The organism is Legionella qingyii (assembly GCF_003184185.1).
The window spans coordinates 133-24,340 of sequence record NZ_QHJG01000024.1 but is presented as its reverse complement, the minus strand read 5'-3'; the positions used below and the strand labels follow the sequence as shown (position 1 = coordinate 24,340).

Sequence of the window (24,208 nt, the reverse complement as noted above, 5' to 3'; positions counted from 1 at the left end):
AGCCCAGCGCCACTAATTTTATCGGCCTATTCTCTGTTGCAGGGCTTACCCGGTATGTATTGCGCGGTACGTGTTTATGAAGATTAAGTTATAGACCTGTTAAAAGAGCTTAACGGACCTAAAGAAAGTTTCTGTTGAGAGCTCTATTTTATTAAGCGAGTTCTGGTTATCTAACGGTTTTAAAATGCCGCCGTCTCAAGTAGTGTAATCTAACATGACTGTTTACTTAGCCGACTAACCCGGTAAAAAGAGATTGGTAGTATTACTCCGGGCCCAGACAGTACTAATTTCGTAGACCTGGCCGAAGTTAGTGACCTCGTTCTAGTAGTTCCATTCACAAATAAAATAACAACCCTCGTTACTATAATGAACGCTGTTTTTTATCAAACGGAACCCGCACTCGAAGTGATTACGGGTTGTGGTTAAATAGTACCCTCTTAAGCAATAAAGACCGAGCATCTGATATTGCTCCAACAGGACGCATCTGTCGTAGACGAGGTATCCGTTTGCGAGCAGCGTATGCGAAATTTCTTGGACGTCCTCTATTATTAAGACCTCTAAAGTATAATTGACAAATTGGGAATATTTTTATTTAGTTACTTGTAAAACAAACCATTCACCGGTTCTTCGCAGAATTCTTCTATTAAGGTAGAACAAACTGAAAGACCGGTATTTTCTTGTCGTCCCTAATGTAACGGTAGTACAAGTACAGGTAGAAAAGTATATTTAATATGTAATAGGTGTATCATGGATAATGGTTATGGTTGTGGTGTTGATTCCACTTCTCTTTTGAATTATTTAAGGTTGAACAAAAACTTAAACATAAATTTACCTCTTTTTTGTGTTCAACGTGTTTTTCAACATAATATCGTTCTTGGGGATGACGATACATATTCTAAAAACCTCCGTCCCGTCTTCTCCGTTGGTTTATTTTGCTCTTGTCGCAGTTTTCTTCACTCCGTTGTTTTGGTTATCATATCCTAACTATACACGGTATCCTGCGCGGACATAGACGTAGATTTTATTCAAGTACAAAACTGTAAAATTTAACGAGGGTAGTTTATCTGCTGACTTTTTTGTTTTTAGGTTTGTTATAGGTCTTTTACGGTTTTGTTTGGCTCTGTTCATTTAAAACAGAACCACTACCCCCATTATGGTACGTGTAATTAAACTTAATATTACCGATTGTAGGTCTATTCAGGATGCCACTGTACATTAGGTACCCACCGTTGATTTCATTTTTTACTACTATTTTTACGTGAAAATCAGGTACATACCGGAAGATTTATATTTACGGCTTTGAGTATTGAAAGGTAACGTTATTTTGTTTCTGGGTTTTGTTCTCAATGGGTGTAGGTAGCCCAGTGAAAGAGACTCCTCGATGAGAGCGCTCGCTCGTAGCGTTCTGGTATTCATTTCGACGACCAATTATCATCATTGCAAAGTCAATTCTGTTTCCCGTCTGATTTTTCAAGGAACCGTACGCCGGGTGGCTTTCATACCCATACTTCTTGCCGTATATGACGTTTATTCCTCCGTTTATTATACGTTAGGCAGTATTACATATAGGTTTTCGGCTTATGTAAAAATCTCGGTAGTTTTACTAATAGTAGCTATACTCACAGAGCAAGACGGCGCACTGACGCTTCGACCCTTACAAACAGCGATGACCTAGGACAATTGTACAGTGCTCATCACCAGCCTTAACGCCAGCTCCGGACTTATAGAAAATAATCGCATAATGAGTAGTAATCGAAGGATGTTATCTAGCAACTATAAATTAAAGTAAGCGAAGGTGAAGTAAACGTCACTATACTATTAGGCACAGCATTAATTTTCTAGAGTAATAGTCTCTATCCTGTTACGACGGTTCCGGATTATCCTGCTCGGTGGTTTATACGGTATGGTACCGTTTTGATTTTTACTTGCGTTTCTATGGATATTATTTAGGGTGACTGCACAAGAATCCGTATACCTATAGGACCATCCAATTTTAGAGAAATAACCAAAATAGATTAGATAAATAAAGAAAGACAAAAACAAGGGTTTTTAATAGTTATAGTGATTGTTGCCCCTATACACGCTTCAATATTCCTCGTCCCCCTCTCCGACATAAGGTAAGATTCCACGCTGGTAGGGTACCTAGAGGTCTTTATAGTGCTATGAAGAGAAACAAAAATTACGAGTGATACTAGACATTATGGACTTTCTATTGAGGGTTACGTTACTAAGGACGTGGTTACCGGCGATGTTAATTTATTCCAACTTTTGGACACCTTCGTAGTATTACTATGTTTGCTGCTCAGTAAGGGTAGGGTGGGTCCTATATCTCCCCCCATTTACGCTGTTTTTTCGGTTGCTCGGTTGTGGTTTTTCGCGTAAATGGGTCACTAAGTAAATCCCACTTTGGTTTGTAAAACCCCTTGGTCATGCGGTTCGGTCGTTTTATTGGTTTGTGTTGCGGTGGTTACTAACACAATACTTTTACTGGCTGATTTTTTCATGACAACACTTGAACTTTTAGTTACGGACCTTGTCGTTCGTACTGCGGTCAGTAAGGTGGTTAGCATTTCCAATGTTTTTTAGGGTAATCGGTCATGTAACCCCATCATTTAGATTAGGCAGGAGCTATGTAACACTTGTCGGTTAATTTCTGAAAGTGTGGCCATCCCTGCCTCTATTAGTAACATTCCTAAGGTTTTTGTCGTAAGTGCAAACGTGGACGTGGGTAGCATTTTTTCACTACTCGGGTTTGTTACTTCCGGTTTTTTCATTAGTGACGTCATCGGGTCTGGTAGCAAAATATTGGTTTATTACGAAAAGCTCTTTTGCAACGTTGTTAGAGACTTATTTGTGGTTTACGCCCATTTTGATTATGTATCTGAAGACCTACTGGGGTTTAGGTATGATTTAACTGTATATCGTAAACTAGGGGTGGTCGAGGTCACCATTTCTTTACGTATAGTTCCATAGACAGATTTGGTTCATTACGGTTACGTTGTCAGTCATGTCCCTTTTATTCGTACTGATCTTAACTTCTTGTTTTTCGTCAGGTACATTTTTAGCCATAAAAGTAATTCCTGTAAGGTCCCGTTGCGTAAAATTCCTAACAGTGCTTTTTTAAATAAGGGCTGTATTCCGATGGCTACGGCCTTTAAACCTATCGGGTTTACATTATTAGGTAAGGTTGACAACCTGACATACGTTCAAGTCTTTTCCCTCCTATACGATCGGTTGGCCGTACTCGCTTTAGTGGCTAGTTATTCCTGTGTAACTGATTATCTCGTGAGTGACGTTTTTCGGTTTTTGATTCACTCAAATTTTTTCCTTTACGTTGCAGTGCTCGGGGTTAAACATCACCATAATGCTTCAATTTATTGCTTTTGTATTCACCGTAACGGTGCTTCTTATAGTAATATCAGGGTACTCGTCATTTATAAACTAGTTTTACGAGCCCTTACTCTATCGGTATCCTTAGTGGTCTTCGGTATCGAACGACTCGGGAGTAGTATTGGCGTAGCTATTTAGGAGATTGTTCGTAATGATCGCGTTGTTTTTCTATGTAAAAGGGATACGCAAATACTAGATGACACTAATGGGTAAGTACGGTTTCTATTGAGGTAAAAAACTTTATTCACTAAGGAGGATTGTGCCGTTGTGGCTGTTATTACTACTTGCAGTCGTAACTTTTATATTATTAAACGACCGACTACCCAAGTATTTCTATTCCCTTTTGGAGAACCTCTAATGATTCAAAAGGATTATTACAAACATCGTACTGCTAAAGGAAAAACATAATTGAACCCATGTATTTGAATGCCTCTTAAACGAGATACGAAAAAATACTAGAAACAAACCGTAGTACATTACGTATTAATACGACAGTTTATTAGGTCGTAGATGTGATGGCTTTATGGACCGCCCTAGTAATTACCTAAAACCATGGTCGACGAGGGTTTTATGACTACTCCAGTTAACCAGTACACTGACAAACTAACTTAGTTGGGTGAACCATTTTAGGAGAACTCTTCATTGAAGCCACAATTTCAAGTAAAGACGTTTTGGCTATGGGCACATCAAACAACGTTCGGGAGCTATTAAAGGACCTCATAGACGTTATTCTACGTTGACACATCAGTAAGGACAGTAACGTATTTAAACAGGGGGTTCGACACCTTACTGCTTCCTTAAGTATCCACTACGTCGACATTAAAATTTTAACTGTCCCCATAGTCATCCTTAAAATTCTATTAATTCCCACCGATAAACTATGAGGCCCATTTATTTGTTGGTGAAGGTTAGTTCACTCTGTTGGAGTTGATTCTGACCGAAAAAAACACTTAGTTAACCGAATATCCCTAGATTTGATACTCACCAAAAGGTTCAATGACATGGATTCTAATTCTATTATTACGTACCTTAACAGGTGGTCTGATAAAGGTTTTATCATGACACCAAGGTAAGCCCACATATAAAGGATAATGAAGGGAGCGCTATGGCGGTAGGTTTGGTCGTACGGTACTTTTATTGGCCTTAATGCTGTTAGTCGTACTCAAATTAACTTTTCTAGTAATCTAAATTAAGTCAACGACGTTAAACGGGAAATCCACGATTACGAGGCCTTAACGTTGGCAAATTTTATTCATTTTAGTAATATTCATCTTGTTGTGAATGTCCGGAGTAATAGGTAAATGGACCTTTAGGTATGAGCCGAAATACTTAACCAACATAGTATGAAAATTAAGAGGATAAAAATCTAAGCGTCCGCCAAAAAAATATAAAGATCCCAAGATTATTCTATAAATGACATAATAAAACTACACACCTTTTAGGAGCTAATACGCCGGAGGAATTTCCAGTAGGTGTTAAACAAAAGTTTTAGTATATTAAACGTCAAGAACTTTTATAGATTATGTATTGCGTTGAATTTTAATATAAGTACTTTCATAAGCGGTATAAATCAAAAATCACGGAATACTCGAACGCCATTCAATATTTTTCCTTAAGAACCTAGATTTACCACTCCATATACATGGTAATATAACACATTATTATGAGAACTCTAAAAACTCCATACCTATTGTCATGACGTTATATTTCGTGGTTGTCTTACTCTGGTAAGTCGAAAATCTAGTTTCTTTCCCTGTAGCCCTACACATACTACGTTTATATATTATTAACTTTATTTTATTAATTTCTGTTACTTGCCATTTTAATGCCGATATCGATATGGTTGTTATGGAGGGCGTTTTTATATACGGTTCTGTCTGTAGTAATCGGGTATTTTGTCGTGATATTCAAATGGTAAGGCTATTATAGCCAAAACAACAAATAGAAATGGTCCTAATTTTGTATCGTAAACGAGGGTGGTCTAAGCCGCATTTATTACCTTTCGTGTTCACTTTTTCGTAGCGAGATAGGCTATTTCATGCGCAACTTTTTACCTCTCACTAACTATAAGTCATGCTCAGTCACCTGCGGTATAGGTTAGTTAACCTCTTTTTCTCCGTTTGGGTACCACTTGGAATAATACCGGCATCCTGGTGTAAGCTATGTATAAATTACTCCCATTGTAGCGTTACCAAGGTTCGTGAAGCCTTTAAAATCACGGAAACTTGTTACGGGGTACACGGCGTAGTACACGGGTTTGTTTATTGTAACGACATCGATGTGGACTTTAGTGTGGCGGCTAATCGACATTAAGGTCTACTCTTAATTTTTTCTGGTTCCTGTCAGGTTTGTTTTTGTCACAGTTTAGTTTTTTTATGGTCTTATTGCAGAACTGGACACTAACGAATATTGTGAGTCATCCATACTACCTAGCCCGATTACTACTAAAATAAGGGAAATGAACAAAGGTACTAAATAGACTTACTCGCAAAAAGTATTCTATGATGGAAATATCTTAAGGCTGATTTTAACTGCCTTAAAGGTTCAACTATTTTGGTATTTAACTTGAAGAATGAATTTCTAGGTCTCTTAGTCTGGAATAGCACTTGTTAAAAATCATTTTATCAATATCTAAACGTAATTTTTTTATCACTAGTCTTTTAGGCTATTAACGGCCATATTTCGGCTTACTACGTCGGATATTAGAAAAAAATCCATAAAATTAATTTAAAAAAATCTACTGTAACTAGATGTAGTACCTTTTCATTTATTGACAATGTATAACTCACATTTATCACACTAAAGTTTAACTTAACTATAATAAGCAGTATAAAACTTCGCTGGCAGCAAGTATAGCCGTTATTCGACATTAACAAGGTTAACATCTTTAACTTAAAAGAATACTAGCTAGCGTTATTAAAATAAAAGAAATTTCACCCTCTCTTCCGCCGAATACCAAAGACGACACTCGGAATTTATTAATGGCTACAGAACTGCTCTGTACCCGTCATCTTTCCAACGAACGTAAAGACTACCCGAATTAGCCATCCTGTTTAGTTATTCTTTTCGCCGTTCGGCAACGAGACGGCACTAACTTTTATTTATTCTAGGATGTAAATCAACGACTGAGTAATTTATGTTTTATACAAAAACGTCTCCCCCCGAATTTACGTCATTAAGGTCCTTTAATAGTATTCCTTAAAGTGTTTATTGTGATAGTCTATTACGATGACGACTTTTTTCCATTACAGCACACATTTAACGAAGTTTTGGTTCCTGAAGTGGTCTTTTTATTTTAGGAGCTTAATTAAGTAAAGGTAGGCGTAGATGAACTATACAAAAATTTAAAGGTGCGACTTAGCGTATATACAAAGCTTTCCATAAAACTCCTTCTATATTCCGAAGTAAAAAAAAATCTACCATCACGACAAAATGACGTGCTAATTAAACTAAGTAGGTAGCACTTAAAAAAAGAAGCCACTACGTTTTTCCTCTCTTCCACGTTACAAGTGTACAACCTACCAATAACAGCTTCAAATAGTATAGCCTTGATAGTATGTCTGTTCGTTCCAGATTTAAGGTATAATATTTAGCGTTTACGTAAAATATTATGTTTAAAAAAGGTACTACATCTAGTTCCGCTATTTAAAGTAGCCGAGTATTTTAGGGTTATTTCGTTATGAATCCTATTGTTCTCGATAGTACTGAAAAATAGTCCTGAATGCTTTTTGGGGGTAGAGAAGCAATTTTTACAAAAATTAAACCAGTAAATCAGATAGATTTGAGGGAGTAAGTTTTGTAATAAACGGAACTGGAACCCCAAAAAGCATTCAGGACAAATAATTATTTTTAACCGAACTAACGTTTTATATTTATTTCTTATAGCGTTATAAGACTGTAGTCCTACTAATTTTACAATCATTATGGGGTTAAATCGAAGGGACTTAATTGTTTTATAGTTTTCAGGTTTAAGAACGCGATACGGGTTGTCCAAGAACTTCGCGTTGTTGTTTACCAATGAGGACTTCCCGCTTTACAGTAAGTAATATGGAACCTATTATTATCAGCGGTAGTTGTATACCTCGTAATGGGTTTCCCTCTAGCCTAACTAATGCTATGCCCACGAGTTATAAAAATAGTAACAGTAGCACTCTTAAAACTTTGTCTTCTTGTACCTGTAAAAGTAACAAAAAACGCAATATTTATATAAAGCTTTTTTTAATCTGGTTGTGAAAATGGACTAACCTTATTTTTGTAGCTGTTAGGCTACTGTGTGTAACAACGATAACGTTACTTAGCAATACCGCTTGGGTAAGCAAATAAGTCGTAGTTAGCTACCTATAGGTTACTCCAAACCATACTACGCTTCGTATGCAACTCAAAATAATTTTTTAAATTTTACTTCTTTTTACTATCAACAATAACCGTTCATGACCTAGCGACCCATCTTCCCTACGAAGTAAATAAACGGGGTGTTTAAGTCACCTATTTATTACATGCCCTATACTGATAGAGCGTAATATTCTGTTAGATACGACTATCATTACAAATACTTCTAGGAGCTAACCTAAACAATAGACTTTAAGGTTAATTAAATTTGTTTGTTTAATCTACCCAGGACCTGGAACTAAGCTGACCTTTCGTCTTGTTACATTCTTGATCTAGTTGAGGTCTCCTCTTTTACTACCGTATTTTTTATCTCGCATCGGTTCCCGCAAAAAACTCATTTTTTAAAATCGTATAGTTACAAAAAACGAGCGTATTGCGGAGACTACTACGACTTAATTACAGATAAAGCCCTCGCTGTACTAAAGTAGGAACCCTCGCTAAAGAGGCAATCGTCTCCATCATTGAACTCTTGGTATATAGTAAGATCTGTACCCTAAGGTCTTCTTTCTTTTGCAAGAACTTTCTTGCGACGAACAGAGATATAAATGAAAAAGTCTAAGAAATAAAACAAGGAAGGACGCTAGTTGATACGGTTTTACGAATTGCCGCACAACGAGATGGTTGAAGTACTTAAGACTAAGATGATATCCCCCTTCACTGACGCCGGACAGAAATATTTTTGCAAGACGTCGACAACGTTAATTAGGTAACTGAACGAAATCGTTCATGTCAAGCAGATCAAGTTAAAATAGCAAACCATGGTATATTGCGTATCGTCGGTTCAGTATCTCTTCTCAGACTTAAACAACTATTTCGAAACGTTTTAGAAGTTATCATAATCGTTTAACGAGAAGTATCGACAACCATTCAACGAGCTATAACATAAAAAGGTCTGGAAAAGGTAGGTCAAAAAATATCTATACTCAATAAAACTAACGACTACCTACCAATCCATTATAAAATATAAGGAGCCTTAAATATTAAAGTAGGTCTTATTGCCTCCCTGATAAAAGTAAGACTAAATGAACGTAATTATTTCGTGATTTTTTTACACAATTTGCTTATAGATATCTGAGAACGTTCGTTAATTTTAGGAAAAGATTAGGGACCCTAACCTCGTAGTCACATACCAAATACGCCCACTTTGAATTCAATTCTTCAAGAAGGTGTTTGAAAAATTAGCACTGTAAAAGACTATGTCTATCAAGAAATTTAAATCAATTTTATAGTTCTTAGGGAACTACATCGTAAAGAAAAAGAAAAACAAAAAGTTATCTTCAGGTTAGTAGTCAATTTTTAACGACCGATTGGACAACTTAGTGATACGGTTTCCAAAGGTTGTGACAAAACGCTCAATGGAGCCTTAGGTCTTATCTACCAAGAAATAACCGGTAAAAAAATTACAAAAGAAGGTCCTGACTCGAACGTCACCGTTAGTATAGTCGTTCTAAAAAAGAAAATCATAGATCCGGTTTTTAAAATTTCTTTACACGAACGTAATTATTCCGTACGAGAAGTAATTGTATCGGTCTTATACAGCTTTTCTACAGTAACTTCTTAGGTATTTGTACGGGAAATTCGTTACAAGATGCAACGAACCACTCAGGGTATATGCTTATCACACAACTCAATATACGTAGTATGGGATAAACTAAAAACCGTTAGCGCCGTATTTCAAAGGAATTTTATCGTCCTTTTAGCTCAAGTCGGTGTAATTAACTAAAACCAAGCAATAACAAACGGTTTATAAAAGACGGATTTCGTCATATAACTACTTTCTAGACCTACGGTAGTAATTTGTGATGTAGGACGAATGAATTCTTTGATTAATTGAATATATAGTAATTAAAAACTTGTACCCAACAAAATATTGGTAGTCCTCTTTGTTAATAAGGAACGACTCTTGGTAGTAAAGGTAAACTCGGTCACGGCACTACAGGCCCGTACCTTATAGCTTGCTTTAAAACAAAAAGGAACCGCTGATGAAGTCCTTTTTAACCTCATTTAGGGGTCAGTCTTGCAAGTAAACGTATTATTTAATTAAGTTATAAAAAATCTTAAAGCCCATTACACTTTTTAGCAAGCAGTATGGTCCATTAACCTTTTGTTAGAGGACCCTGCCCCAGATATGGTTTTTTTAAATAACTACGTAATCCGTCTATACAAAAATTGACTAATTTGGTAACGAGAACGAGAAGAAATCCATAGTCTAATTAAACCCTAAAATTACCGAGTTATTATAGACCACATAATAAACAGCCCCATGGAAAAACAGAAAACTGAACGACAAGACTATTGACAAAATTGTGAAGAAGTTTTCACCGTCTACTACATTATTAACAAACATAGCGAAGATCAAGTACCCGATAATTTTAGCTGAGTTGTCGCGGAGATGATACTCGTTATTACAACTAATCATAAACGGGTGCTCGATAACGAAAATCTTACCGGCGATCTGGCTTCGGTTAAAAAAGAGGATGTAATCGTGGCAGGCAAAAACCCGGTAATTAATGACAGTCAAGTAGTCGGACTTTCCCTATTCCCAGAAACGGTAGATCAAAACTGCAAAATCGTCCATGAAAACAAAATTAATTTCTTCTCTAATGTGAATTACAGAGAGGAAATCCCATTAGAAAATGAAACCGAGGGAAACATATGCCTCATCCAAACCCATAAACGAAATTAAGTCCCCATTTTAGTCATTCACAGGGATTGTAACACTCACACTTACCAAAAAAAAGTTAAAATGACAGGTATCATAGACGGGGTATAACACTGTATTACTGAGTAATATCTCAGGCTTGTTATTTTTTTATTTGTTCAATGCAAGTAAAAAACGTAAGCGGACTAAATTTAAACGTTTCTTACCAAAAACTGGGGGCGGTTATTTCTTATACTGTAAGGTCACCTACTAAATCTAAACATCAGAATATACGCGGTTTTCCCTACTAAAAGGGTTAATTTTCTTACTCTGCTTAAGAAATGATATTATAGTTTCTCGACATTGAATTTTGGTTTGATATAGTTACTTTAAACTACGTCTTTTTAAGATAGAAAGTGGATATACCTCCATCACTACCTTGTACTTTTTGTTGTTAATCCACTTGTCACGTACCGACCAAAGCTCTTAGGAGGTGAGGGATTTTGTGGTAGGCTTAAGTAGTGGCATGACCGAGTAATAGTAGCTCGGCTCTAGCGAGCTTACCGGCCTACCTCTCTGGCGTAACTAGCTTGCTGGTTGACCCGTTAATGGCGACGCCGACGTTACGAAAGCGACAGGAATAGCTGAGGTAGACGAGTAGTGCCACACTATAACAAACGTTACGACGAACAAGACGACGAAGAAGAGTATCTCAGCTCCGCTATAGCAAAGAAACTGCAGATATCTCGTGCACACGCATACTAACTTGCTATAATAAAACGCGGATACAAGTACCGTTGGTTTTGTTACCTTCTCGGAACCCGAGCTCAAGAACCTGTTCTGAACGAACTCGGTGTAAAAGACTACTCGAAGCCCCGCCGTTAAAGTGCTTCCAATGCCTCTTTAATACACACCTACAAGGAGGAAAATGACTACCGTACCTAGAACTTTTATAGAAGGAGTTTCGATGTTGAGCAACCCCCCGCAGTCCTTTACTGTTACAGAAAGGACTCTCAACATCTTTTACGCCGTAACCCCGGTCAAGGACCTACCCAACAATACAAGACGCAACGGGACAAGAAATATACCTAGCGAATACGGACAGACGTAAGTGGTCTTATATGACCGCTTAACAATATACCACTACAAGTACAAACTATTATCCGTACGCATAAATCTCGACTTTAGATTATCTATGTCGTTCCAACCTAAATTGTCGGAATCCATAGCAGTGAAAAAACATGGAAAAAATCCAATTAATTATCTATTTCACAAATATATAGCGCAGTAAGGGCGCGTCCGCCCTTAGATACGTAGTTAAACCAAATAATGAAACAAACACTCCACCTAAGGGCGAACGCGCCTTTACTGTAATTAAATCTCGTTATACTTAATAATTATAACTCCAATTAATAATTTTTAAGAACACAATTTATTTTCTGCTATGGAGTCCAAATTGTCGGGTTGTGTTCTATCTCTAATTTGATTAGAGATAGAGAAATCGATAAGACACTAAAAATGCTTAGGAAGAACTTGCTCAAGCTAATTGGAACGGTATCGCAGCCACCACTGAAACTAAGGCCCCTCGTTTAGTCACAAAGGGGTTAATACTCGGAATCGACATCGCGGTGTATCAAGCTGAACGTGTGGTACGAAGCAATTTAGCCGTTACTCAAGAAATATTCCTAACGGACATCGCTATAAAGCAAGCCACAATATGTAAAGTAGCAAATCGTGGTGCACGGGACGTAAGCACACTTTTTGTTGTTAGTGAAGTCTAAACCGTGGGGTTAGTCTCTACAGTAAAAAATACTCGACTTACACCTTTTAACTACGTCCATTTAGCGGAAGCTTATGCTCCCTTGGTTGTGACTTATGTCGAAAATCGAGAAACTCAAAGTGGCCATGTAGCTATACTTCGCCAAAGAAACTTTATCTGTAAATACTAAGGAAAGTTCTCGGCTGCAAACCCCAACAGTTATTTCAGCCGTCCAATTTTATATTGCAAAGACACGAAATATTGATATTTTTCATATCTAATTCGCAATCGCTACATGTTATAACTAAGTTCAAATAGACAAACTTTAGTTCACCTTGATAGAACTTGATCCTTGCGGGATTTGAGTCTCTAGCGTACCTTTGGCTCGGTTTAACTTAAAGGAGTTTAAGTTTCGCATCATTCAGTAATCATAGTCTTCGAGGATTTCGTATGTTATTTCCCTTTATTACCAGGCCTCGTCCTTGTGAATTGGCTGGTCGGAGACATTTTCCATTAAGAAGCTCGTCTCCAAATATTAGAGCAACCTATTATGTAACAAAATGAACGAGTAGTTTAAGTTATCGGGTACCTATCCCAAAGCGTATAACTAATAGGGTTTACTAGTAAAACAGTAACACTTGTTATAAAGGTGATGGGTGCTACTCATAAGGTACTAATGCGTCAACAAATTCCGCTGACGGGTTGAGTTTTACTATAAGACGACCGAGACGGTATAACTATGATTCAACTTATTATCCATATAGCCGTAGTCCTATGTATACCTATTTTTATGAGGTTTACGGCACTAGTTTAGGGGTTACCAGTAGTTCAACTTATACACCGCAACCTTAACGACGAAACTAAAAAAGACGATTGAGACCTCGTGGAGACCGGCCTATCAAGTGACATTTATTTAGCCTTCCGGGAAACACTTTTAGTACATAACAACATCCGCATCCTCACACCGATTAGGTACATGCACGTCAATCGGTTACTCGTCTTTATGTTTCTTAACGGAGACCTGCTCCATTAAGAAAACGATTAACGCATTCACAAAAACACTTACCTAACAGTAGTTAACGTAACTGTCCTGAAGGTACGGGCTATTTATTTTGCCCGTAGGATATCAACAAGTATTAGAGAGGTAAACAACACTTATTCGGTGATATTGATATTAAAATCTTATTTTTTATTCTCTCGTATACTCTTTGCGCTTGTACTTTAAAACTTAACAAGACCTGAGATTCAGCACCCACTATACATAAGCATTAACCCTTGCTAGGTCTTACTAAATCGACAATTTTAGTTATAGTCTCGTCGTCGTTTAGTATTATAATAACACTGCTTACAAGGACTAATATCATGGCTGTCACAACGCGTTGTACACGACCGAAATAATGAATGAGTATGGTTGGTGCAACTCCGAGTATTAGTTAGGTAGGTTCTACCACTTACCGTTTGGGTTGGAATAAAAAGCATAACCAATTTAGGGTATTGTCTTAATCGACCTTATTGAAATCCTAATTACCCGATACCGTCTCACCGGGGTTTTCAACGAGAACGTCGATTACGAAATCCTTACTTTCAATAACGGGTGTTCGGCTACGGAAAAGTGCTATTCAATCGTTGCGCCCACTCAAAACGACTAGAAAACTTTGTTTCGCTACATAATTCAAACGTATCAGGTGACTGGCTCAGATGTTTTTTATAGTAGTTGTCGCTATGTGACTTTGTTTACTTCCGCTGGCGATAAGAGTAATTATGACCGGCGCCACCAAACTAATTACTCAGTCGAAACCGCGGATACGCAATTTTTGTTTTGTTTAATCACGGCGTATAGAACTACAAGATTCAGTTCTTGGAGGCCCATAACTATTAGGAAATTAACCAAATAGGTTAACGTGGTAGTGTGGGGTATAACGAACCCGGAGCAAACGTCGTGCTTTTGCGAACAATTTATGTCATACACTTTTGTAACGATTAAAAGAGTTACCCGTTGGGTGATTACATTATACATGAAGTATTACTCTCCTTATACGTGATACCGGTGAAACTTTTAATAACAAGATAGTAAGATAAAAATATCATGAATCCAATCATCATAGATAATTGTTAGCTAACTTCATTCGGCCGGCTCAAAAGCTAACACAGATCAGTTATTTTTTATGGCGCCGTTCGGCGCCATAAATCTAATTGTTCGTTTTATTAAAGTCGTATTAGAAACTATTCCAATGGACAAGCTGGAAGATTGTTTTGTCTCCGTATTCTTACTTGAAGAAACGACTCGGAGAGTTCTCGTGTTTAATTGAAGCACTCCAGCAAGGTTTATAATGGGGTTTAATCTTATAAAAGTCAAAAAACTTCGTGAAATTAAGAGATTTTCTATACTAGATAAATCATATTTTTTTCGTGTTTTAGGAATACCTTAATAATCCGTATAGATTGAACCTAATGAACTTTCACAGACTAAACGGGGATGTATACTTTATGAGAAAAGTTTATTATATTTCAATTTCTCATGAAAATTTTAATCCCACTACTGATAAACTAGTATTAACGAATAGGTTTTTTGAAGTTAAAAACTATAGGATTTAAATATTTCCTCTAAATCTACTTTTTCTTTGATGAAGGATAAAATTAGAGACAATGAGAATAGAGATACTATAGTCGTCCTCGATACCGTGAACTCCGCTTTGTTTTATTAGTTCACGTTTTCTCATTAGTCGTTCATTGAAACCTAGGAAAACTATTACTAGGGAAAAAAGTTAGCGGACTACTATAAAACTTCGTTTACCAAGTTTACGTTGCTCGTTACCTAGTTAAATACTTTTCAGTTAAAAGTGTTTACGTCGTATTGAACCGCTTAGTTAGGTTAGTTTATGGTAAACCATCATGTTTATTATAACTTTAATTTCTTTCATTTTTACTCTAATAGATATTTTATTTTAATGGTTTTCCACGACTATCATTTCAACTACAGAGACAATTTCTCCCTGTTAATTATCAATCGAGTTTATAATGCGTTTTTTAATGTGCACTTGACCTATTATCATTTTCACATTCGATGAGAGTGTCGTTGATGTCGGTTCGTAAAGTTTATGGGGTCCCAATACTAGGCTCGAGATACTGGTGTTTTTGCTTTCTAAGTTTAAACTAACAATGAAAGTTTTTTAATTAAGGGGGTAGAAGTTATGAAATCCTTTAATACTCAAGTTCGAAAAGTGTCATTGCGGTTTAAAACCGCAATGAGATACCTGTACGACGATTATAACCAAATTTTGAAACTGATAAACATGCACGATTACTAGACTACCAAATACCCTCGTGTTACTCAAAAAAGTTTAAAAACAAGTAATGTTACAATAAAATATATTAATTAATGAACAACTCATAACTCCCACTTAATTCACGTATTTGATCAGGTACAAGATTATAGTCCACCTCCATATAGCCCAAATTGGGACCGATTAAATAATCAAGCACACTCATCTTTACATTTTAAAGTGCAGTGTTATAAGCTGAGAGCTGGATTAAATTCATTATTGGTTCCGTCATAGCCACCCCCATAACCAGAAACCGGAGGTTCAGTCTACCATAATTTCTTATATGGTTTGATAGTTTTAAAACAAGTTGTTATGCCAATAGGATACGGTAAAGGGTCAATGGCCCTAAGCTTACCTTCCTATAACCGTTCTCGTTCACTACTAAAACCATTGGCTAAAGGACAAGTTACAAATTTAGCTCTACTAAATTAGTTGGACGACAATCTTCCAAATTTTTTATCTCTACTACAACTTTAATAATGTAGTGTCTTTTAGTTACCTATATTTTCTCTGTTTCTACTTTAACACCAATGAGAACTACCCTTATTTAGTATAGCTCCTCTAAATAATTAGCGAACACTACCTTAAGTAAGTTTCTAGTCTTTAACAGACTACAGACTCAATCCTGATGGTGGTCAGGTACTCTGGCTAGAACCAATATGAATAAAAGCACGTTTACAAGTCGAGGGACTTCTATGGGTTGTATTTACCACCAGTAGTAGTAAACTTTGTACCCCGTGCATGGTTAGATTTTTCATACCGTTGGTACTTCAAGCCAAACCAATACAAGGCAATTTTGGTGGTTTACGGAAAACCAAGTAGCGACAATTTTGTGTTCTTTTAGTGTTTATAGATAGCGGTTAATTGCCTCAAGCCAATCAACTGCTCCTATGATTTTTTAAAGACTTGCTAAACCATTCTCTTACCTTTGGATAAGCCTGTCTGAGACCACTACAACGTCAACTAATACTTCTTAATTAGTTAAACTGATTATTTTATCAGTCTTGTCTATAACGATTTTAACTTCCCCAACTTGTTAAAGGTACCTGTAGTGCGCTGTTAGCTCAGCACAACTACCCCCTGAGTCGAGTACGATGTCGCGGCTTATAACGAGTCCCTCGTCCGAACACATAGCTTCTACGCCGCACGAACCGTAGATTTAACTGAGCTCAACTGAAAAATTTCCCATATAGACTTATGCTTGTTCTTGCTTTTGGTGCACGATTTTGTCAAGTTTTACAACGTCTAAACCAACGGAGTCATCCTGTTCAAGTTTTAGGTAATGACTCTTACAATTCTTTGCCGCGGTACGCTTGACGCTGAGTGAAAAAAGGTAGTGAAGTTGCTCCATATAAACTTATAAATCATAGCAAATCAAATCCACCTAGTTGTTTCAGTTGTATGACCGTCCGAGGAGGTAATAGCTATTGACTATTAGTCGGTAGGAGAAATAAACGATCCCGAAAAGGACTACGGGTAAATGAACTATTGGTCCATTTTCTAAAATTTTGGAGTTCGTAACCTCCTTCACCAAATCCACGACAATGTCATCTTTTCGGAAGTAGAGATCGTTTTTATTAACCTATAAAACGTCCAAAAGGGTCACTATACTTCGTCTTCGGTAAAATGCGACTCCATTAGTTAAATAGATTTTTACACGTTGCAACCTTGTCTCATAAACCGATATTGTGCGGCGTTGTCTTTTGTATAAGTTGGTGTGTAAGCGACATGTGGCCTAAATTAGCTGTTTACGTAAATTCACTTCCGTAACCTCCCCAAGACCTGTTCCGCTAAGCAAAATAAATGTCGTATGTTGAAGTTGGTCTATCAAGCAATTTTATACTTAGGGTTCCATATTGTAAAAAACTAAGTAAGTTTTATGGTAATGGATGCAAAAATAATGGTTTTAGTCTCACCTGGCTTTTTGGTTGTCGGGTTCCCACCTTTAAACTGCCGTTTTAGAGAAAAGGATACTAACCGTGGAATAACGTAATGATACCAGTAAAAGTTCACTTATTTTGGCTACAACACTTCTTATTTTCTCATTAGTATCGTCCACCAAGACCCTACTAGCCTTTTCTCCAAACAGACCTCAAATAGTTTTTTCCCATACTGCATATAACGAATTCGGCGAGAAGCCTATGTGTTTATTTATAACTTCCGCAGTTTCAGTCTGTTTAACTACTTCTAACCAGTCTTGATTAACTATTGTTATGTTAGTATAATTTGAACTCACCGCTTTTAGGTCCTCGATTTTCTACCTGGAGAAGTCATTTTAGCCTATATCGTCTTAGTGCGCAAGCACATTAACTATGTTATTAAGCGTTGTAACTATTTCGAGTGCTTTTTGGTAATTTCATAGACGTTCGAAGTCGACAACCCTAAATACCTTTACGACCCCTATGGTAAAACTGACTTCTTTCACTTAGTCAGCACCCATCACTAGGACCTTGTTTTAAGTCTCACCTACAGACATTCCTATAACTTTTATCTCGTTTATTCCGCTTAACGTTGCACCAATTAAATTCTGACCCTGTACAAGATAGCTTATGACCACCTGAAAACGGAATAATATCTATGCGCCCTAAAAAACCACGTCCATTTAACCCAAGACCATTAGTTAAACAAGGAATACACGTACAATTCCTACAACGCTTTCGGTAACTTAAATAACGATTGTTGCTGTTATAATAACTACCTCGTCATTTGTATTGGCGAGGCGTTGGTAGATGATTAAGACTTCAAAACTTTCTCAATGCTAACCAATTTAGTCCCGGTCCTTATGGCGACGGTCTGAATCAAAATTTTAATGATTAACCGCTTAGTAGACAATATAATTGACTGAGACTCGCGCAGTGTGGCTTTTCTAATGAGCTCTTACCTAAACTTAAACTGATGTTGTGGTATTGACTTAGGAATGTACCTAATGTTATTATTTTACCAAGATCGGACTAAAAATATGAGTTCCGCGATAACTGTTAACGAAGTAATCGGTCATTTACGGCGATTTTATCCATTAAAATTACACAGAGACATATTTCGCGTATTTCGCGCTCTTTAGCTTTAATTTACTTTAAAATGTCTGAGATTGGTGAGAGTTATTTTCCTCCAAACAACTCTAGAGTACCATGAAAAATGATAGTCCGAATAAATACAATACCCGTATTTGCTTAACTAGTATTAGGTGAGTCTTAGTTTAACCACTAAAAAAAACATATGATCCACGATAATTTTTATTCCACAATTTATCAACTTTTTATTAAACTCAGTTCTGACAAAAAAATTAAAAATTAACATATTCTATCGGAAGGAAATCAAGAGAAAACATATAGGGACCAGACACCTATAAATAAAGTTAGTTATTAATTAGTTATTTGTTGTTCTAATTTATTCAGGAACGAAATATTCGAAATAAGATTTAAAAATATGGATAAACTACTAATTTCAATAAGTGTAAAAGACACCTATTCAGACAAACATAAGTCAAATTTATGAACACCCATAAATTTCAATTAGCCTACTAAGTAGGAAAAGGTTACACAAGAAGATTAATCTTCCTCCCATTTTAATTTTTAACTATTAGCTCTTTAATTAAAATTTTACCGACTTAGTATCTATGGATAGTTATACTATGTAGTGTTGTAGATGGATACTGCTTTGAATCGAACCTGTATATACGGACCGTATCCACAACGCCGTTTAGTCCATTGTTCAATAAGAGTCGGAGGGGTAAAGGCCTTGATGATACTACCTCACTGCAATACCAAAATCAAGACGTTGTCGCTGTGTTAAACGTCCGAGTAAACGACGTCCTGAACTAATAACCGATTAGCTGTTCTCAGTCTAATCAGTACCCCATACTTAATCGTACAATACCTATTCGGTCTTGACCAATATCGCTCCAGAGAATCTAGTCTTAGCAGATCCCTTATTAATATTACGATTACGTCAACGAAATTGCCCGCGTAAAAAGAAATTGATCGTGTGTTACCGAAAAACCTCAACCAATTCGAAGTAACAACATTAATAAAATTCCTATCCAAACACTGTATGATATATGCAATAAAATAAAAATGGTAGAGTTAAAAAAATAGCTATTGACCGATACGTCAACTAGGGTAATAAACGTTATCGCGTTTATTACCCTGAGGACGATTGTGAGTTCTACCGGTCTGAATAAGTTTACAAATATTCACAAGATTATGCATGGGTCGAAGAAAAGGTAGATAAGTCAGACGGGCCTAATGGACCGGTCCTATATTGTCACGATACCGTGTTCATCTATTATGACTTTTACCAAAACCATCAAAGTGGCGATTACGGTGTCTGTCAAGGTTAGTAGGACAATGGATACATATACTTTATTAAAGTCCTGGTCCTTGCCACTTACCTTGAGTTTGTCCCAGTAAGTGAAATTGACCCCGTTTACCAAGGTGTCATCATTCTTATTGACGATGTCGTCTACTACGACGAGGACATCAACCTTGTGGTTAATGACAAGTTCATAGTTTCCATGGATAATTTCATGAGCGAAAAATGTTATTATGAAGTCTCTGATAGATAGGACAATAGCTCCGCGGTTGTAGACCTCAGCATGGCGGGCATCGCAATGGGTCTCTAGGAACCTACGTCCCTGATAAACGTCACTGGCTACATTTATGTAAATCTAAAGTTCGATGTTTTAATGTAGCTCAGATACAATTACCTTGGTTACCCTATCGAGGATTCGTTTGTCGTAACCATAGCCATGGTAAAATGTCGGTAAACGAAGGGCTCGGTAGTCCGCCTCTACATCGACTAGTTATGCAGCTAACCACCAGAAGTTACGCACATATAGAGATACTACACGTTAGGTTGGATTATGTTTGAGTTTCGCTCGGTCCGCACTCGGGTCAATGCAACATGAGAGGGCCGGGCTGGACATAATCGCCAACAAGCGTTTGTCTCCATAAGTCACGTTGTCCTTAGAACGGTTGGTTACTAGGTGTCGTTGAGTGTCTTATATGTAAACGACTGCAGTATTGCCGACGGAGTCGAGGAATAGGTTAGTTAGAATCATATCACTTAATACTAATAAGTCGACATCTAGTTCACATGAACGGTCACCGTTACCTCGGGAAACCAAGTTTGGATCAACCAATATGACCCTGACAAGACCTAAATTGCTCGAAATCTTTATCAAACTCATGGAAAAATCGACTTTGTAGTACCGGACAAATGCGTCCCGAGGGAATGGGAGCTTAAGGACCTCGGATATTACACCACCATCTTTTGAGTGTCGATTGAGGATGTCCAGGAGTTTGATGACGCGAATGTTTATTAACCTTACTGACAAATCGTTTACAAAGCTTAGGTTTGGTACATTTAACGGACTGTCATTTATTCAATAAACACCAATTTTTGATAGTTTTACGAACACCATTAAACCCAAGTGGTTGCTGCCGTGTTGAATAAGTTGTGTAAATACCGATACAAAGCAAGACACGATGAGGAAATGGTTCATCGCCTAGGCTAAAACTACGAATATGTCGGGACGTTATATTGGAAAATCCAATACGAGTTCTAAAATTAGGGATATGAGTCGACTATGTATCTCGTAACGCCTACTTACATATACGTATAAGATATCTACTACGTCACCCGAAATAATCCAGCTATCCTTTACCTGAACATCAATGTCAGCCTCCTCTATGTCCAAATTGGTTAGGAGTTGTTATACTATCCTTTTTTCATTAGTGTCACTCAGGACCGTGTGGCGGTGGACCAGGAGAAGGATAGAAATGCGTAATACCGCATACGAGATTCTGCCGTAGTAGTCCAGTTGAACCTTCCCCTCTCAGTAAGAGTAAGGTTGATGGCTTATCAAGCAAAGGAACACTTTATTGGAATCTCCTAAGTTTATTTTATGACATGGTGAAGTCCAACTTTCGCGGACGCGGTAATTGTAGATGGCGACGTCTGTAGCTGACATGACGCCGTCTATTAGGAACCACATCATCACAAGTCCAATGAAGCCGTGTTCCCTAATCATGATATCGAGGATTATGTATCAAACAGACACTAGCCCCTCAGTATCCGGTTATATGAGCCACCGGTTACTGAGGGCTAGAATAGATGGCCGTGTTTTAAATTTTATAAGAAACGTAGCTTATTTAATCGAATAGAAGTTATTTCAAGAAAACTCCGAGGGGACGATTAGACGACTATACAGTGCTAAACCGAATATTGGAATTCTACCAAAAAGTAATTGAGCCAATTAAAAAAAACACGTGTTAGCAATAGGACAACGGGCTAAACACGGATTTTATATATTCCGGTTATAACATTTACTCACACGAATTCAAGTAGGTCATAGACATTTAAAAAGACGGGCAGTTAAAGTTTTTGTTAAACTCTACCTTTTAAAATAATTCTAGTACAATCTCTTTAAAAGAAACGTCGGATCGAAGGAGCTTTACCTTCATTGACTTAGTGTTTACTACTCACTAGGATTTGCGTCGTACCTCCACGACAGTAGTGAAGTCTTTGAACCACAAGTTTAGAGATAACTACTAAAACCACAACCTATATCGAGTAAACTTATAAACTTCTTCAAGGCTGGGTGTCTTATTTTTATCTATTTAGTAAATAACTACCCAATGGACAGCTGGTACTTTTACGCCCGTAACACTCTCGGTAATAACGTAATACATTTTCGAATTTATATTCCCATTAACGACTTCCGCAACTTGTACGTCTAGTTAATGCCAAAAATTAGTTACTTTTTACGCTACTTTAAGTCCCTAAAATAAAAAGTTTTGGTAATGGAGAGATACTCCAGTCTCTAGATTAGCTATCTTTTTACTTTGACCGTAATGGATCAGCTTAACTTACTCTTATTGCAAAGCCCTTTTTATCGTATCGGAACCAGTTAAAACTAACTAATTAAAACCTACTTTAAAAATGATATGTTAAAATCATACCGACGCTTTAATCGGACATTGCTCTAACGTTACTAATTATTTCAGAGTCTGTATATTTTTTAAGATCGTTTTTCACGATAGACGAGTTCAGTACTATACGTACTATTAGATGAGAACCCTAAGTATAGATAAAATGAATCATCAAGGAACTATGTTTCATAACTCTCGTTTAGTGAGATAAAATAGCGAGTCTATATTTTATGGATTCTACTTTTATTTTTAATGAGATATTATTTCAAATCCTCTGTTAATATGTAGTTCCTTTTATAACACGGAACAGTTTTTACACTAAATCGCCGGAGAATAGTTAATAGTCCTTGAATAGTAAACGAGTAGAGTCGGGGGTCTCCGGTAAGAATAAGTTTCGATAATTTAATAGATTGAGTCTTATTAATACTACAGTTTTATTTTTTTTCACGTCAAGAGCTCAATTAGAAAAGGCGACTCCTTCGTGTCCCGTATCCGGTACAGGAGCTCGCTACAAAAAGCGTTCGCCTTGAACTCCTGTCGTTTCGACAAAACGACGGTTAACTATAGCTCCTATCTTCGTATCTCTTGCAAGATTTAATATGTGTAAGTGATTTCCTCTAACATCCCAACACAAATAGTGTTACCGATCAACCTGAGTAACTTTTAGTCCCTGACAGTTGCAAAACGGTTAGCTATCATCTATCATTATGTGAAGTTGGGATACCAAAACTCACGGACGATTCTCCTTGGGTCCCATTATGATAGTATGGACGTAATCTATATAACCCGCGCCGTTTTAGGTCACCGTACGATAAAAAAAATCTATTTTTCCGCGCATATACGGTATAACTTTTATACTTATTTTAACTATAAAGACTATTTTTTTAAAAGTAATTAAAATTAGGTTGTCGCTAAATACTAGGAGTAAAAACGAATTGCTGTTGTTTAGTTCGGGATTTTTTTTGGAGATAGTTCGGAAGTGTTTAACATAAACTTCAGTGACTTTCACTACTCCAATTTCTATTTTTCGTGAACAATTTTTATTACCTAATAATGTCTCTCGTTCCTATGTCACAACGAGAACTGCTAAACCCGAGGCCAATATCGAGAAACTTGAATGAATGTCTCAATGTTGGACTAATACAATTCGAACTAGTTCTTAATCACTCAGTTTAGGTGAGTTTACTTAAATTCGTTTAGTATAACCTCTTTTATACACTCTACCGATGTTTCAATTTTTATTTTTATTAGACACTTCCCTAACTTTGTTTTCTCGTTGACGTCTAATAATTTTTAATACTGTAACTAAAAATAGTTCCAAAAAATAAACTATTTGGATACGGTATGCTTTATTATGGACTTATATAGTTTAGTTTTCTATTTATTGCACCGATTTTCTCTAATATACTTATCGTTTTTAGTTTAATTAACTAGTTTAGTCACTACGAGAGTAATATTGGTTCCGCTAGTGAACTACGTGGATTACCGTGTTTTCATCATATCTTTTAAAATAAAAAGTCAATCAATCAACTTTTTATTAATCTCAGACAACTGCGAAGTAAATCAAGGCGGATGAAGGGCGCGAAATACGGACTCTCTAGGAGTGTTTTAAATCGGTATCACTCCTGAGAGAACAACTCAGACTTATCGTGTGACTATGTCGTACGAATTTTCAAAGAGTTTTTTAAGAACTCTCTATCATTAACGAAAAAAGTTTCGAGAAGAAGGCTCCTTTTGCTACCTATTTTGTCTCCATACAAATCGTCTGACCCGA

At 36.8% G+C, this 24,208-nt stretch carries 1 protein-coding gene; it reads left to right on the top strand.

Going from position 1 to position 24,208, the window contains the following annotated elements; translation table 11 throughout:
* Positions 1–10,171: 10,171 nt before the first annotated feature.
* Complete coding sequence (locus DGG96_RS14440; RefSeq protein WP_110143358.1) at positions 10,172–10,465, top strand: hypothetical protein; 294 nt, start codon at positions 10,172–10,174, stop codon at positions 10,463–10,465.
* The last annotated feature ends 13,743 nt before the right edge of the window (positions 10,466–24,208 follow it).